At 69.8% G+C, this 14,186-nt stretch carries 13 protein-coding genes and 1 pseudogene; 9 read left to right on the top strand and 5 right to left on the bottom strand.

The window, feature by feature from the left end:
- Positions 1-106: 106 nt before the first annotated feature.
- Positions 107-2,599, bottom strand: coding sequence for an ATP-dependent helicase HrpB (gene hrpB / locus ACIPEK_RS05965; RefSeq protein ID WP_401991179.1), 2,493 nt, complete (start codon positions 2,597-2,599; stop codon positions 107-109).
- 67 nt (positions 2,600-2,666) lie between these two features.
- A complete protein-coding gene (locus tag ACIPEK_RS05960) occupies positions 2,667-3,479 on the bottom strand; it encodes a class I SAM-dependent methyltransferase (RefSeq protein WP_401991176.1) in 813 nt (270 codons plus the stop codon).
- 396 nt (positions 3,480-3,875) lie between these two features.
- Here ACIPEK_RS05960 and rpsA point away from each other — a divergent pair, with 396 nt between their 5' ends.
- Entirely contained in the window at positions 3,876-5,387 is a 1,512-nt protein-coding gene (gene rpsA / locus ACIPEK_RS05955; RefSeq protein WP_266362176.1) for a 30S ribosomal protein S1, read from the top strand.
- 93 nt (positions 5,388-5,480) lie between these two features.
- On the opposite strand, the gene ACIPEK_RS05950 is transcribed toward rpsA, so the two are convergent.
- The gene (locus ACIPEK_RS05950) at positions 5,481-6,443 is read right to left on the bottom strand and encodes a right-handed parallel beta-helix repeat-containing protein (protein WP_401991173.1); all 963 of its coding nucleotides are present in this window, start codon (positions 6,441-6,443) and stop codon (positions 5,481-5,483) included.
- A gap of 269 nt (positions 6,444-6,712) precedes the next feature.
- Between ACIPEK_RS05950 and ACIPEK_RS05945 the strand changes: the two are divergent.
- The 4 genes and pseudogenes from ACIPEK_RS05945 to ACIPEK_RS05930 form a co-directional block, all read left to right on the top strand.
- Positions 6,713-7,096, top strand: a pseudogene (locus tag ACIPEK_RS05945) (FAD-dependent oxidoreductase); the annotation flags it as partial.
- Between the two features lie 323 nt (positions 7,097-7,419).
- Positions 7,420-8,358 (top strand): PAC2 family protein, encoded by a 939-nt coding sequence (locus ACIPEK_RS05940; protein WP_401991170.1) that lies wholly within the window; start codon positions 7,420-7,422, stop codon positions 8,356-8,358.
- Between the two features lie 39 nt (positions 8,359-8,397).
- A complete protein-coding gene (coaE, locus tag ACIPEK_RS05935; RefSeq protein WP_401991167.1) occupies positions 8,398-9,000 on the top strand; it encodes a dephospho-CoA kinase in 603 nt (200 codons plus the stop codon).
- Positions 9,001-9,068: 68 nt separating this feature from the next.
- On the top strand, positions 9,069-9,437 hold the full coding sequence (locus ACIPEK_RS05930; RefSeq protein WP_401991164.1) for a tetratricopeptide repeat protein: 369 nt from the start codon (positions 9,069-9,071) through the stop codon (positions 9,435-9,437).
- 121 nt (positions 9,438-9,558) lie between these two features.
- Here the strand turns inward: ACIPEK_RS05930 and ACIPEK_RS05925 are convergent, their stop codons facing one another.
- Complete coding sequence (locus ACIPEK_RS05925) at positions 9,559-9,837, bottom strand: DUF6343 family protein (RefSeq protein ID WP_266362183.1); 279 nt, start codon at positions 9,835-9,837, stop codon at positions 9,559-9,561.
- Between the two features lie 48 nt (positions 9,838-9,885).
- Here ACIPEK_RS05925 and ACIPEK_RS05920 point away from each other — a divergent pair, with 48 nt between their 5' ends.
- The 3 genes from ACIPEK_RS05920 to ACIPEK_RS05910 all read left to right on the top strand — a co-directional run bounded on the left by ACIPEK_RS05920 (position 9,886) and on the right by ACIPEK_RS05910 (position 12,428).
- Positions 9,886-11,037 (top strand): ADP-ribosylglycohydrolase family protein, encoded by a 1,152-nt coding sequence (locus ACIPEK_RS05920; protein WP_401991160.1) that lies wholly within the window; start codon positions 9,886-9,888, stop codon positions 11,035-11,037.
- Positions 11,038-11,166: 129 nt separating this feature from the next.
- On the top strand, positions 11,167-11,937 hold the full coding sequence (locus ACIPEK_RS05915) for a class I SAM-dependent methyltransferase (RefSeq protein ID WP_401991157.1): 771 nt from the start codon (positions 11,167-11,169) through the stop codon (positions 11,935-11,937).
- Between the two features lie 35 nt (positions 11,938-11,972).
- Positions 11,973-12,428 carry a DoxX family protein gene (locus ACIPEK_RS05910; protein ID WP_401991154.1) on the top strand — a complete coding sequence of 152 codons (456 nt, stop codon included), beginning with the start codon at positions 11,973-11,975 and terminating at the stop codon, positions 12,426-12,428.
- A gap of 86 nt (positions 12,429-12,514) precedes the next feature.
- On the opposite strand, the gene ACIPEK_RS05905 is transcribed toward ACIPEK_RS05910, so the two are convergent.
- Positions 12,515-12,862, bottom strand: coding sequence for a hypothetical protein (locus ACIPEK_RS05905; RefSeq protein WP_401991151.1), 348 nt, complete (start codon positions 12,860-12,862; stop codon positions 12,515-12,517).
- A gap of 258 nt (positions 12,863-13,120) precedes the next feature.
- Here ACIPEK_RS05905 and ACIPEK_RS05900 point away from each other — a divergent pair, with 258 nt between their 5' ends.
- Entirely contained in the window at positions 13,121-14,062 is a 942-nt protein-coding gene (locus ACIPEK_RS05900) for a slipin family protein (protein WP_401991148.1), read from the top strand.
- The last annotated feature ends 124 nt before the right edge of the window (positions 14,063-14,186 follow it).

The following is a 14,186-nucleotide window of genomic DNA, read 5'->3' as shown; positions in this document are numbered from 1 at the left end:
TCCTTCCCCGAGCTCTCGGCTGAGCTCGAGCAGGGGAGACCCCGTCTGATTCAATCCTCCGCCTTGCGATGCACGCACCCCAGCCCCGCTCCTTCACCCGCGCTGCCTACCGCCGGGCCCTCTTCGTGAACCGGGTCGCCTCCACCGTCGTGGGGTCCTGTGGCCACGGATGCTTCGGATAGCGGCCGCGCAGCTCCGCCCGCACGGCCCGGTAGCCGTCCCGCCAGAACGACGCCAGATCCGCGGTGACGGCCGCGGGACGGCCGGCGGGGGAGAGCAGATGGACCAGCACCGGCACCCCGGCCACCCTCGGGGTCTCCTGCAGGCCGAACAGCTCCTGGAGCTTCACCGCGAGTACGGGCTGCGTCCCGCCGTACTCCACCCTGATACGGGAGCCGCTCGGCACCTCGATCCGCTCCGGCGCCAGTTCGTCCAGCCGGGCCGCCTCACCGGTCGCCCACGGCAGCAGCCGCCGCAACGCCTGCCCCGCGTCGATCCGCGCGAGACCGGAGCGCCGCCGGGCCCGTGACAGCTCGGGCTCCAGCCACTCCTCGGTACGGTCCAGCAACGCACCGTCCGACACGTCCGGCCAGGGCGCGCCCAACGTCCGGTGCGCAAAGGCGAGCCGCTCCCGCAGCTGCTCGGTCTCACGCGTCCAGCGCAGCAGCCCGAGCCCTTCGCGCCGCAGACCCTCGATCAGCGCCTCGCGCACCAGCTCGGGCGCCGGCTCCTTCAGCGGGCGCACCGACAGCTCGACGGCACCCAGCCGCTCCACCCTGCGGGCCACCACATCGCCGCCGGCCCAGCGGACCTCCTCGCCCGCGAACCGCAGATGCCCGGCGGCCGCCCGCGCCGTGTCCTCGTCGATGACGGCGGCGAGTTGCACCCGCGCGGACGCCGCGTGCGCGGGCCGGTCGGCGACCGCGACCGCCAGCCACGGCGCGCTGCGCAGCCCCGACCCGTCCCGCAGCTCCGCACCCGTACCCGACACCATCAGGAACGTCCCCTCGCCCCGGGCCCGCGCCACCCGCTCCGGGAACGCCAGCGCGGCCACCAGACCGACGGCTCCATCGTCCGCACCGGAACCCCCACCCACGTCCTTGACCGACGAGGACAGCCGCCGGACCTCCTGCCGCCAACGCGCCGCATAGCCGTCCCCGCCCCGCCGGGCGGTACGCAGCGCCGCCGCCAGATCATCCCCGTATTCGCGCGGCGGCTCCTCGCTCAGCAGCGCCACCACCTCGGCCGCCCGGCGGCCGCCCACCTCGGCGGCGCCGTCCAGCAGGGCCCGCGCCAGTCGCGGATGCAGGCCGAGCCGGGACATCCGTACGCCCCGGTCGGTCACCCGCCCGTCAGCGTCCACCGCGCCGACTGCCGTCAGCACCTCGCGCGCCGCGCCCATCGCACCCGCGGGCGGCGGATCGAGCAGCGCCAGCCCCGACGCGTCCGGATCGCCCCAGCACGCCGCCTGCAACGCGAACGCCACCAGATCCGCGACCTTGATCTCCGGGGACGGGAACCGCGCCAGCCGCCCGTCCTCCGCCTGCTCCCAGCACCGGTACACCGCTCCCGGCGCCTCACGCCCGGCCCGGCCCGCCCGCTGCCGCCCCGCCGCCTGCGACGCCCGTACCGTCGTCAGCGCGCTCAGCCCCCGCGCATGATCGGTACGCGGCTCCCTGGCCAGCCCCGAGTCGACCACGACCCGCACCCCGGGCACCGTCAGGGACGACTCCGCCACCGAGGTCGCCAGCACCACCCGCCGACTGCCGGACGACCCGGCCAGCACCGCGTCCTGCACCGCCGCCGGAGCCCGCCCGTGCACCTGGAGCACCTCGGCGGCCACCCCCGCCAGCTGCACCGCGACCCGCCCCATCTCGCCGACACCGGGCAGGAAACAAAGCACATCGCCCTCCCGTTCGGCGAGCGCCCGGCGCACCGTCGAGGCGACATGCGTCAGCAGCGCCGGATCGACCCTCATCCCGTGCGGCGGCCTCACCGGGGTGGCGGGCGGTGCCCAGACCACCTCCACCGGATGCGAGACACCCCGTGCCTCCACCACGGGGGCATCGCCCAGCAGCCGTGCCCAGCCCGCGGCGTCCGTCGTTGCCGACGCGGCCACCAGCCGCAGATCGGGCCGGATCGCCTCCCGCACATCGAGAAGGAACGCGGCGACCGTGTCCGCGTCCAGATGCCGCTCATGGCACTCGTCGATGATCACCGCATCGACCCCGGCCAGTTCCTGGTCGCGCTGCAGCCGCTGGAGCAGCACCCCGGTGGTCACCACCTCCACCACGGTGTGGGGCCCCACCACCCGCTCTCCGCGGACCGTGAAGCCCACCCGCCCGCCGGCCCGCTCACCGATGAGCCACGCCATCCGGCGCGCCGCCGCGCGCGCCGCGATGCGCCGCGGCTCGGCGACCACCACCCTGCGCACCGGGCCGCCCCCGGTCAGACCGGCCAGGACCAGCGGTACGAGGGTCGTCTTGCCGGTGCCGGGCGGCGCGCACAGCACCGCGACACCACGGTCGTCGAGGGCCCGCTCCAGGGCGGGCACAGCGGTGCGTACGGGCAACTGGTCCAGGGCGTCGGTACGGATCACGCTCCCAGTCTCGTACGAGGCACCGGGGCTCCCGTACCCCGAGACCGGCCCGGACCTCCGTATCAGTTCAGTCCCGTACGCAGACGAAGATCGCCGTCCCCGGGATCAGGTTGCCGCGCAGCGGGGACCAGCCGCCCCACTCCTGGTTGTTCCAGGCGGGCCATTGCGGTTCGACGAGATCGACCAGCCGGAACCCGCCGGCCACCACGTCCCGCACCCGGTCACCCAGCGTCCGGTGGTGCTCGACGTACACGGCATTGCCCTGCTCGTCCTGCTCGACATAGGGGGTGCGGTCGAAGTACGAGGACGCGACGGAGAGCCCCTCGGGACCCGGCTCGTCCGGGAACGCCCAGCGGACCGGATGCGTCACCGAGAAGACCCAGCGGCCCCCGGGGCGCAGCACCCGGTGCACCTCGCGGAACACCTGCACGGGATCGGCGACGAACGGCACCGCGCCGTAGGCGGAGCACGCCAGGTCGAAGGAGCCGTCCCGGAACGGCAGGACCCCGGCATCCGCCTCCACCAGGGGGACCTCGTTGCCGATCCGCAGTGCGTGCTGCAGCTGCCGGTGCGAGAGGTCCAGGGCCACCGGGCGGGCGCCCTTGGAGGCCAGCCAGCGCGAGCACTGCGCCGCGCCCGCACCGATCTCCAGGATGTCGAGGCCCTTCAGCGACTCGGCGGGGCCGAGCAGACCGGCCTCGGCCTCGTCGAGCCCCTCCGGACCCCAGACGAAACGGTCGTCGCCGAGGAAGGCGCCGTGGTCGCTCTGGTACTCGTCGGCGTTCCGGTCCCACCAGCCGCGACTTGCCCGGCTGCTCTCGGCCTCCGACGCGCTGCGGCGAGTCGCTTCGGGTTCGGCCGTGTAGATCTCTTGGCTCATCGTGTCCGCCGTTGTAGTTTGCCTTCACCCCGCCGCACGCGGTACGCACCCAGGGGCACCCGTGAGTACGGCTCCGTACCCACGATTATCTCCCGGGCCGATGTGGCCTCGGAGAACACGAATTGTGCCGGATATGGGGCGTTGTGCCCCCGGTGTGCGCCTTCGTGCATTGACCGTGCCCGGCTGCCCCCGTATGCTACAAGTTGCGCTGCGAGCCTGCGCGCCTCAGACCTAGCAGGCCGCGCTCGCATCTGTTGCATGTCCCCTCGGTTCACGAGGCGCTTCCCGTTCGGCGGGTCCGGTGCTTCCCGAGCTGTCCGGCTTCTGCAGAGGCGATACGGGCTCCCGGCGTAGCAGTACCTACGACTCACTGTCCGTACCGGAGCCCTTTCCCACATGACGAGCAGCACCGAGACCACCGCCACCACTCCGCAGGTTGCGGTCAACGACATCGGCGACGCGGACGCGTTCCTCGCGGCGATCGACGAGACGATCAAGTACTTCAACGACGGCGACATCGTTGACGGTGTCATCGTGAAGGTTGACCGGGACGAGGTTCTCCTCGACATCGGTTACAAGACCGAAGGTGTCATCCCGAGCCGCGAGCTCTCGATCAAGCACGACGTCGACCCGAACGAGGTCGTCAAGGTCGGTGACGAGATCGAGGCCCTGGTTCTCCAGAAGGAGGACAAGGAAGGCCGCCTGATCCTCTCGAAGAAGCGCGCTCAGTACGAGCGTGCCTGGGGCACCATCGAGAAGATCAAGGAAGAAGACGGCATCGTCACCGGTACCGTCATCGAGGTCGTCAAGGGTGGTCTCATCCTGGACATCGGCCTCCGCGGCTTCCTGCCGGCGTCGCTCGTCGAGATGCGTCGTGTCCGCGACCTTCAGCCCTACGTGGGCAAGGAGCTCGAGGCCAAGATCATCGAGCTGGACAAGAACCGCAACAACGTGGTCCTGTCCCGCCGTGCCTGGCTGGAGCAGACCCAGAGCGAGGTCCGCCAGACGTTCCTCACGACCCTGCAGAAGGGTCAGGTCCGCTCCGGCGTCGTTTCCTCGATCGTCAACTTCGGTGCGTTCGTGGACCTCGGCGGCGTCGACGGTCTCGTGCACGTCTCCGAGCTGTCCTGGAAGCACATCGACCACCCCTCCGAGGTTGTCGAGGTCGGCCAGGAAGTCACCGTCGAGGTTCTCGACGTCGACATGGACCGCGAGCGCGTCTCGCTGTCGCTCAAGGCGACGCAGGAAGACCCGTGGCAGCAGTTCGCCCGTACGCACCAGATCGGGCAGGTCGTTCCCGGTAAGGTCACCAAGCTCGTTCCGTTCGGTGCGTTCGTGCGCGTCGACGAGGGCATCGAGGGTCTGGTCCACATCTCCGAGCTGGCCGAGCGCCACGTGGAGATCCCGGAGCAGGTCGTCCAGGTCAACGACGAGATCTTCGTCAAGGTCATCGACATCGACCTCGAGCGTCGCCGCATCAGCCTCTCGCTGAAGCAGGCCAACGAGTCCTTCGGTGCCGACCCGGCCTCGGTCGAGTTCGACCCGACCCTGTACGGCATGGCCGCGTCCTACGACGACCAGGGCAACTACATCTACCCCGAGGGCTTCGACCCCGAGACCAACGACTGGCTCGAGGGCTACGAGACCCAGCGCGAGGCGTGGGAGACGCAGTACGCCGAGGCGCAGCAGCGCTTCGAGCAGCACCAGGCCCAGGTCATCAAGTCCCGCGAGGCCGACGAGGCCGCTGCTGCCGAGGGCGCTGCTGCCCCGGCCGGTGGCGCCCCGGCTGCCTCCGGCGGCAGCGGTGGCGGCTCGTACTCCTCGGAGTCCGCGGACAACTCCGGCGCCCTGGCGTCGGACGAGGCCCTGGCTGCCCTGCGCGAGAAGCTGGCGGGCGGCCAGAGCTGACGCTCTGCCCCTCCGGCCGGTGATCGGCTGCAGTAGCTGAAAGTGAGGCCCGCTCCCTTCGGGGAGCGGGCCTCACTCGTATCCGCGGCGCGGTTATGGAGTGACGGTGATGTTGGTCAGGCCCTTGCCTCCGGTCACCGTGTTGCTGCTGTAGACGGTGGCCGGGCAGCTCGCGCTGTAGTTGGTCACGTTGAACGCGATCTGCTTGTCGCCCGTGGAGCCGGTCAGGTCCGAGGTGTTGTTGCGGAAAACGGTGCCGCAGCCCCAGCCGCTCTGCTGGGTGTGGGTCTCGTATCCGTTGTTGGTCGTACGGGAGCCCTTGTTGCCCTCGACCAGGACGTCGTTGCCCTTCACGTCGACCCAGGAGTCGTCGTAGTTGGCGCCGGTCAGCCCGCTGCCGTCGAAGGTGTTGCCGATGATCTGCGCCCCGGTGGTGCCCTCCTTGATGTCGACGTTCTCGCCACCGACCCCCGGTCCGATCGTGTTGTTCAGGATCCGGACCTGGTCGCTCCTGTCGGAGAGATCGCCCGCCGTGCCGACGTAGACGCCCTCGCCCATGCCGCGGCCGTCGTGCCCGGTGTCGTAGATCCTCGAATTCTTGATGACGCCGTTCTTGCTGGACCTGCGGAAGTGGACGCCCTCCATGTCCAGATCGTGCACGGTCACCGAATCGATCACGACCCCGGTGGCGGTGTCGGCCATGATGCCTTTCTGGCCGCCGACGACGGTGATGCCCTGGACGGTCCAGTAGGAGGCGCCGTTGAGGTGGAGTCCGTAGCCGCCGCCGGCCGTGAGGACTGCCTTGGCGGAGCCGGTGAGGGTGATCCGGGCGGAGGCGGTGCCGGGGACGGTCGCCTTGAAGTTGCCGGTGTAGGTGCCGTCGGCAAGGTGGATCGTGTTGCCGGGGGCCGCGGCGGTGAGGGCGGACTTGAGCTGGGCGGCGGTGCTCACATCGATGACCGTCGCCGCGTCCGCGGTGGTGGCGGAGGTGAGGGCGAGGCCGCCGGTGGCGAGCGCGGTGGCCAGCAGGGCGGGGAGCAGCGTGCGGGTACGCATGGGGGTGCCTTCCCGTCGAAGGAGTTCAAGAGTTCTCGTACATGAATGTGGGGCGAGTCTCTGAACGTGCTGCCCAGTGACGGTAAGGGTGAGGTGTGGCCATGTCAAGGTCTGGACCATTGTTCGTGGCGGCGTCGAGCGAGGTGAACAGGGAGAAACGTGCGGGATGCACGAGTAGCTGACGGCCCGTAACGCACCCTTGCCGGGATTCCGGCAACCTCAAGATCCGAAGGGGAGCCGGGACATGACACGCACTTCGCGCAACTCGCCTGTTCGGCTGCGGAATCGCCGGACTCGCCACCGCGTATGAACTGGGCAAGGCGGGCTACGACTGTACGGCTCCTGGAGGCCCGGAGCCGTGCGGGCGGCCGCAACTTCACCGTGCGCGGCGGCGATTCCACCATCGGCATTTTCAGTGGCGGGCAGTGCGTGAGCGCGGGACCCGCCCGGATCCCGCGGTGGTGGTCACCCTCGACTACTGTCGCGAACTCGGAGTCCCCATCGAGGTGTTCACCAACGTGTACACCCATGCCTATATCTTCAATGAGAAGGCCGGTATGAAGGCCCCGGTGCGCTACCGCACCGCCAAGGCCGACGTGTACGGCTGTGTTGCCGAACTCCTCTCCAAGGCCAATGACATGGGGGCGCTCGATCTTGCCGGCCGAGAACGGCTTGCAGGCCTCCAGGGCGCTTTGGACGGCCGGGCCGAGGCTGTGGGCGGTCCTGGCCGGAATGTTGAAGGGCAGAGCGGCGATGCAGTAGTCCGCTTCGATGCCGCGGGTGCGGCCCGACTGGGTGTACGTGACGGTGACGCCGTGGGCCGTGTCCGTGATCTCGGTGACGGCCGCGCCGGTGCGGATGCGTCGGCCGGTACTTCGCCTTCGAGTTCGAGTGTGCCGGGTGAAGGGGCACGGTCCGGGAATGCCCGTGCCCCGCCGGGCGTTCTTCTCCAAGAACACGAGGAGGAGCGGTAACCGTGCCTGATCCGCAGAGTTTGTACGAATGGGAGCCGAAGGGACTGGCCGTCGTCGACATGGCGCTCGCCCAGGAGTCGGCGGGCCTGGTCTTGCTCTATCACTTCGACGGATACATCGACGCGGGTGAGACCGGTGAGCAGATCGTCGACGGCCTGCTCGAAACGCTGCCGCACCAGGTCGTTGCCAGCTTCGACCACGACCGGCTCGTCGACTACCGCGCACGGCGCCCGCTGCTGACTTTCCGCCGAGACCGCTGGGCGGCCTACGAGACCCCGACGCTTGACGTGCGGGTCGTCCAGGACGCCACCGGAGCACCCTTCCTGCTGCTTTCCGGGCCCGAGCCGGACGTGGAATGGGAGCGCTTCGCCGCCGCCGTCGAGCAGATCGTCGAACGCCTCGGTGTCCGCCTCGCGGTGAACTTCCACGGCATCCCGATGGGCGTACCGCACACCCGCCCCGTCGGCATCACCCCGCACGGCAACCGCACGGACCTCATGCCCGGCCACCGCAGCCCGTTCGACGAGGCGCAGGTGCCCGGCTCCGCCGAGGCACTGGTGGAGTACCGGTTGATGGAGGCCGGACACGACGTCCTCGGTGTCGCCGCCCATGTACCGCACTACGTCGCACGCTCCGCCTACCCGGACGCGGCGCTCACCGCCCTGGAGTCGATCACGGCCGCGACCGGCCTGGTCCTGCCGACCGTCGCCCATGCACTGCGCACGGAGGCTCACCGCACCCAGACGGAGATCGACCGGCAGATCGACCAGGGCGACGAGGAGCTCGTCTCGCTCGTGGAGGGCCTTGAGCACCAGTACGACGCGGTCGCGGGCTCCGAGACCCGGGGCAACCTGGTCGCCGAGCCGGTCGATCTGCCGTCCGCCGACGAGATCGGTCTCGAATTCGAGCGATTCCTCGCGGAGCGCGAGGGGGACGCCTGACCGGCCGCGCCCGTCCCCCCTCGTACTAGGCTGCCGGGCATGCTGAAAGTGGGCCTGACCGGTGGGATCGGCGCCGGCAAGAGTGAAGTGTCACGGCTGCTCGTCGGATACGGAGCCGTGCTGATCGACGCGGACCGGATCGCCCGGGAGGTCGTAGAGCCGGGAACCCCTGGTCTCGCGGCCGTCGTCGACGCGTTCGGTGTCGGCATCCTCACCGCCGAAGGCACCCTGGACCGGCCGAAGCTCGGCTCGATCGTCTTCTCCGACGCCGACCGGCTCGCCACCCTCAACGCGATCGTCCACCCGCTGGTAGGCGCCCGTTCCGCCGAGCTGGAGCGGGCAGCGGGCCCCGACTCGGTCGTCGTCCATGATGTCCCCCTCCTCACGGAGAACGGCCTCGCCCCGCTCTACGACCTGGTCGTCGTCGTGGACGCCAGTCCCGAGACCCAGCTCGACCGGCTCGTACGACTGCGCGGCATGACCGAGCCCGAGGCCCGCGCCCGCATGGCCGCGCAGGCGACCCGGGAACAGCGGCGTGCCGTGGCCGATCTGATCGTCGACAACGACGGACCGCTGGAGGAACTGGAGCGGCAGGTCCGCAAGGTCTGGTCGGAGCTGACCCAGCGTGCCGTGGCCGGCTGATTTCCGTATCGGAATACCGGACAGTGGCCGGACGTTGAGAACGCGGTAGCGAAGGGAAGGATGCAATCGTGCCCGAGAGGACTCCGGAAACCAACGTCATCGACTTCCGCGCGGCCGAACACCTGCTGGCGGCGCACGACCCCCGGGGCGCGGTCAAGCTCCTGGACTCGGTGATCGCCTCCCATCCGGAGAGCACCGCCGCCCGGCTGCTGCGGGCCCGCGCCTTTTTCGCCGCCGCCCAACTGCGCCCTGCCGAGCTCGAATTCGAACTTGTCCTGGAGCGAGAACCGGACAACGCCTTCGCGCACTTCGCGCTCGCCCGCACCTTCGAGCGCTCCGGCCGCTCCGACCGGGCCGCACGCCACTTCCGGCTGGCCGCCGCACTCGACCCGAACCCGGAGTATCTGAAGGCGGCCCGCTTCCGCACGGAGGGCTGACCGCTCCGTACCGAGGGCTGACCGCTCCGTACGGAGGGCTGACCGCTCCGTACGGAGGGCTGACGCCCACCGCCGGGTCCGGGCCTGCGCCGCAGCTCGTCCCGGCCCCGGCGCGTCCGCGTCAGTGCCCATACCTGCCGCGTCCGCCGTGGTCGGGTTCGTACGGCGGGATATTGCGGCCCGGCTGGTAGTGCGGGCCCTGGTGGATGTGGTGGACGATCACCGCGATGTCCACGAGGACCAGCAGGAGCAGCAGACCACAGGCCGCGGCCCAGCCCGGGCGGTCGGTCAGCGTGAACGCAGCCAGGCCGAAGACGGCCCAGGCCAGCCCCCATAGACTCAGGCAGAGCCGCAGCCGCAGAGGACTGCGTGCAGTCGTCGGTTCATTACCGGTACGCATGGCGATCGCCTCTCCTACCAGGATGGACCCGCGACGGTGTTTTGGGACATGTCGACGTCGATCGGATCGAGGGGATCGTGCGTGAACGGCACATCGTGGGGGGACCGTACCGGCCGCAGGGCGAGGGCCCGGGGCTGTCTGCTGGGCGGGGCGATCGGGGACGCCCTGGGGAATCCGGTGGAGTTCCTCTCGCTCGCCGGTATCCGCCGCGCGCACGGTGAACACGGTGTGCAAGGACTTGTCGCGGACGAGGAGGGGGTCGTCGGACGTGTCACGGACGATACGCAGATGACCCTGTTCACAGCAGAAGGGCTGATCAGGGCCCATTCCCGGGCGAGGTCGAAGGGCATCGGCGGCGCCGAGACCGGGATCGTGCGGAACGCCTATCTGCGCTGGCTGGACACCCAGAACCACCCCGCTCCGCCGGCCCGCGGCGGCGACAACCCGGTACGGACCGGCTGGCTCAGGCAACAGCCCTGGCTGTACGCGCGCCGGGCCCCCGGGAACGCCTGTCTGACGGGGCTCGCGACCGGTCATGTCCCCGATCCGACGGGGCGGCTCGGTGAGCCCGGTCCCGTCAACACCGGGTCCAAGGGGTGCGGCACGGTGATGCGGTCCGCCCCCTTCGGACTGGTGGGGGAGGACGCCCAGGTGGGCTTCCGGCTCGCCTACTGGTGCGCGCAGATCACCCACGGCCACCCGACCGGTGCGTACGCGGCCGGGACATTCGCCGCGATCGTCGCCCATCTTCTGGAGGGTGACTCGATGGCGGGTGCGGTGCTGCGGGCCATGGAGCTGCTGGGCCGCCACCCGGGGCACGAGGAGACGACGGCGGCGCTGCGCGCGGCCGTCGACCTGGCAGCCGAGGGCGAGCCGAGCGCCGAGAAGGTGGAGAAGCTCGGCGCGGGCTGGGTCGCCGAGGAGGCCCTTGCCATCGCCGTGTACTGCGCCCTCGTGCTGCCGGGCGCCGATCAGGTGGCCCAGTCGCTGCTGCTCTCGGTCAACCACTCGGGCGACAGCGACTCCACCGGTGCGGTCTGCGGCAATCTGCTCGGCGCGCGCCACGGGGACGTACACCTTCCGCCGTCCTGGCTGGTGGCGACCGAAGGGCGAGGGGCGATCACCGAGGTGGCCGACGATCTGTGCGTGGAGTTCGAGCACGCGGTCGTGTGGCCGGCCGACCGCTACCCGGTGTACTGACGGCCGGCCCGTACATTGCGCGCCGACGACCTGTCAGCGCGTCATCGCCGCACTGGTCGCCTGTCGTCCGGTGTGACGGGAGGACTGCGTGCCAGGAACGGCCATCAACGGCCGCTCGTTCGGCTGTACATGAGCGGACGACTGGTGCGTGAGGGATATTCAGGGACGGGCCCCGGTGCGATCACGCCGGACGGCTGTGCGGTCGAACTGTACAGACGGCTGTCCGTCGGTGATGAACCGGAGGTGATCGCGGCGGCCGTACCCGCCGGGGCAAGCATTCTGGAACTGGGCTGCGGGGCGGGCCGGGTGACCCATCCGCTGATCGAGCGAGGCTTCGACGTCACCGCCGTGGACGAGTCGGCACAGATGCTGGAGCACATCCGCGGCGCCCGCACCGTACGGAGCCCCATCGAGTCGCTGGACCTCGGTGACGAGACGTTCGATGTGGTGATGCTGGCGTCGTTCCTGGTGCACACGAGCGAGCACCGGGTGCGTGACGGGATGCTGCGTGCCTGCCGGAGCCACGTCAAGGACGGCGGGGTCGTACTCATCCAGCGCGAGGGCGCCGACTACCGCACCGGCCTGCCGCGGGAACGGGTCGATCCGGGCGGCTGCACCGTACGGATCGTCTCGGCCGAGCCGGTGGGGGACGGGGTGGACTCGGTGCATGCCGAGTACCTCTTCGACGATGCGCGATGGACCCAGACATTCCTGTCGCGGGAGCTGTCGAAGGAGCAGTTCGAGGGGTACCTGGAGGCGGCGGGTCTGACCGTCGACCGGTATCTCACGGATGACGGGATCTGGGTGCGGGCCCTGCCGAAGCAGCTCCTCGGAGCGAAGGAGATCCGCGGTCCGGGGAGCGATGAGTTCCGGACCACGGACCGGTCTACCTCTTCGTAGGCAACACCGTGCGAAGCTTTCCCGAGGAGACCCAGATGTCCGAGTGCACACCGGTCCGGAGCACCCCCGCTGCCGCCCTTGCCACCTCTTCCGACACCCGAGCCGGCGGTCGCAGCCGCGGGGCCGTTGCACTGACCGCCGCACGCGTCGTTCTTGCCCTGTTCTTCGGGTTCAGTGCGTTCGCCAAGCTGATCGCCCATGAGACGGCGATCGAGTCCTTCGACCGGATGGGCTGGAACCAGGCCGCGATGTACACCATCGGAGGGCTGGAGATGGCGGGGGCCTTTGCCCTGCTGATCCCGGTCCTGGCAGGGGTGGCGGCCATGGCCTTCTGCGGACTGATGGCCGGCGCCTCCATCGTCCAACTGACGCTGCTCGACCGGGTGAACGCGATCATGCCGGCGCTGCTCATCGTGCTGCTCGTCCTGATTGCCCGGGAGCGACGGGGCCGTACGGCGGATCTGGTCGCGCTCGTCCGCAGGCATGCATAGCGGCCATGGACGGTGGTGGCCGACGGCGTGTACGCAACAGTCGAAGGAGGTTCGGTTCAGCGGCTTTACGCTCTGTGTGCGGCCGGTCAGTGGACCGTGCTGAAACTGCGCCACGGCAGGGCGGCGGCCCCGTTGACGTCGCTGAGAGTGGTCGCGAGGTACGTCGTACCCGGACCGGTGCAGTCGGGTGTGCGGTACAGAATGATGTCGATCAGGGTGCCATTGCTCACTTCCTTGGCGCCAGCGGGAGCAAGCGGGTGGCAGCCTTTCACCGAAGGGCTGTTCACCATGATCACGGCGTCCCGCTCGGTCGTGTAGGTGATCGGTCCGACCGCGGTCCGGCCGAGGCCGGAACAGCCTGCGACGGTGAGGGTCAGGAGCGCGGTCCCGGCTGCGATGCCGAGACGGCGGGGCCGGTGATCGATCACGGGCATGGGCGGGTCCTCGTCTGTCTCGTCCGGCTCATCCGTCAGCACGGTGTACGCCACAGCACCGCATGCGCCACGGAGAACGTGCTGACGCTGGTCACCTTGCCTGCTCCCCGGTGGCTCGGCATCCGGTGCGCGGCCGGCCGGGCGACAGTCGTACCGGGTGAGCTTCAGCCTATGTTCATATCTGTTGATGCTGGGCATATCGTGGTAATAGCGATTGATTTTCGCGTTTCAGATGTTTCCGGCGTTCAGGGGGCCGTCATGGTCCAGGAGCTCGTAATCGCAATAGTGGGGGCGGCCTCGGCGGGTGCGCTGTACGTGGCGGCGGCGGCCAAGGTCGTCAAGCAGTACGAGCGGGGCGTCGTACTGAGGCTCGGCAGGCTCCGTAACGATGTGCGAGGGCCCGGATTCACCATGGTGCTCCCCGGTATCGAGCGGCTGCGCAAGGTCAATATGCAGATCGTGACGATGCCGGTGCCCGCCCAGGACGGAATTACCCGGGACAACGTGACGGTGCGGGTGGACGCGGTCATCTACTTCAAGGTGGTCGATGCGGCGAGTGCCGTGATCCAGGTGGAGGACTACCGGTTCGCGGTGTCGCAGATGGCACAGACCTCACTGCGGTCGATCATCGGCAAGAGCGATCTGGATGATCTGCTGTCCAACCGCGAGAAGCTGAATCAGGGCCTTGAGCTGATGATCGACAGCCCAGCGGTCGGGTGGGGTGTGCAGATCGACCGGGTGGAGATCAAGGACGTTTCGCTGCCGGAGACGATGAAACGCTCCATGGCCCGTCAGGCCGAGGCCGACCGTGAGCGGCGAGCCCGCGTCATCAATGCGGACGCCGAGCTTCAGGCCTCGAAGAAGCTCGCCGAGGCGGCGAAGGAGATGTCCTCCCAGCCGGCCGCGCTCCAGTTGCGCCTGCTGCAGACGGTGGTTGCGGTCGCGGCCGAGAAGAACTCCACGCTGGTGCTCCCGTTCCCGGTGGAGCTGCTCCGCTTCCTGGAGCGGGCGCAGCAGCCGGCGCAGCAGCAAGTGATGCAGCCGCAGCAGGCCGTGCGGCCGCCGCAGCAGCCCGCACAGGCACAGCCGCAGCCGTCCGTGGCGCCCGCGCCTCCTCCAGCTCCCGCTTCCGCGCCCGCTGTTTCTGCGGCCACGGCGCCCGCGAGGCCCCCTCGTCCGAAGCCGCTCGCCAGGCACTGAGCCGAACCGCGCCGTTCCCGGCCCCGGGCCGGTCGAGTTGGCCTGCCGGCAAGTCCGTATCAACGCTTGTATCGCATCTGACCTGCTGGAATGCGGGTGCGCGACCGGTTGTCAGACCCCCCGC

Source organism: Streptomyces sp. NPDC088246 (genome assembly GCF_044741025.1).
Taxonomy (GTDB): Bacteria; Actinomycetota; Actinomycetes; order Streptomycetales; family Streptomycetaceae; genus Streptomyces.
This window is presented reverse-complemented; position numbering and strand designations above follow the sequence as displayed.

Excerpts from the sequence above, each read along its gene's own strand:
- ACIPEK_RS05960 (WP_401991176.1), bottom strand. The coding sequence starts at position 3,479 with ATGAGCCAAGAGATCTACACGGCCGAACCCGAAGCGACTCGCCGCAGC.
- rpsA (WP_266362176.1), top strand. The coding sequence starts at position 3,876 with ATGACGAGCAGCACCGAGACCACCGCCACCACTCCGCAGGTTGCGGTC.
- ACIPEK_RS05950 (WP_401991173.1), bottom strand. The coding sequence starts at position 6,443 with ATGCGTACCCGCACGCTGCTCCCCGCCCTGCTGGCCACCGCGCTCGCC.
- coaE (WP_401991167.1), top strand. The coding sequence starts at position 8,398 with ATGCTGAAAGTGGGCCTGACCGGTGGGATCGGCGCCGGCAAGAGTGAA.
- ACIPEK_RS05925 (WP_266362183.1), bottom strand. The coding sequence starts at position 9,837 with ATGCGTACCGGTAATGAACCGACGACTGCACGCAGTCCTCTGCGGCTG.
- ACIPEK_RS05920 (WP_401991160.1), top strand. The coding sequence starts at position 9,886 with ATGTCGACGTCGATCGGATCGAGGGGATCGTGCGTGAACGGCACATCG.
- ACIPEK_RS05915 (WP_401991157.1), top strand. The coding sequence starts at position 11,167 with ATGAGCGGACGACTGGTGCGTGAGGGATATTCAGGGACGGGCCCCGGT.
- ACIPEK_RS05910 (WP_401991154.1), top strand. The coding sequence starts at position 11,973 with ATGTCCGAGTGCACACCGGTCCGGAGCACCCCCGCTGCCGCCCTTGCC.
- ACIPEK_RS05905 (WP_401991151.1), bottom strand. The coding sequence starts at position 12,862 with ATGCCCGTGATCGATCACCGGCCCCGCCGTCTCGGCATCGCAGCCGGG.
- ACIPEK_RS05900 (WP_401991148.1), top strand. The coding sequence starts at position 13,121 with ATGGTCCAGGAGCTCGTAATCGCAATAGTGGGGGCGGCCTCGGCGGGT.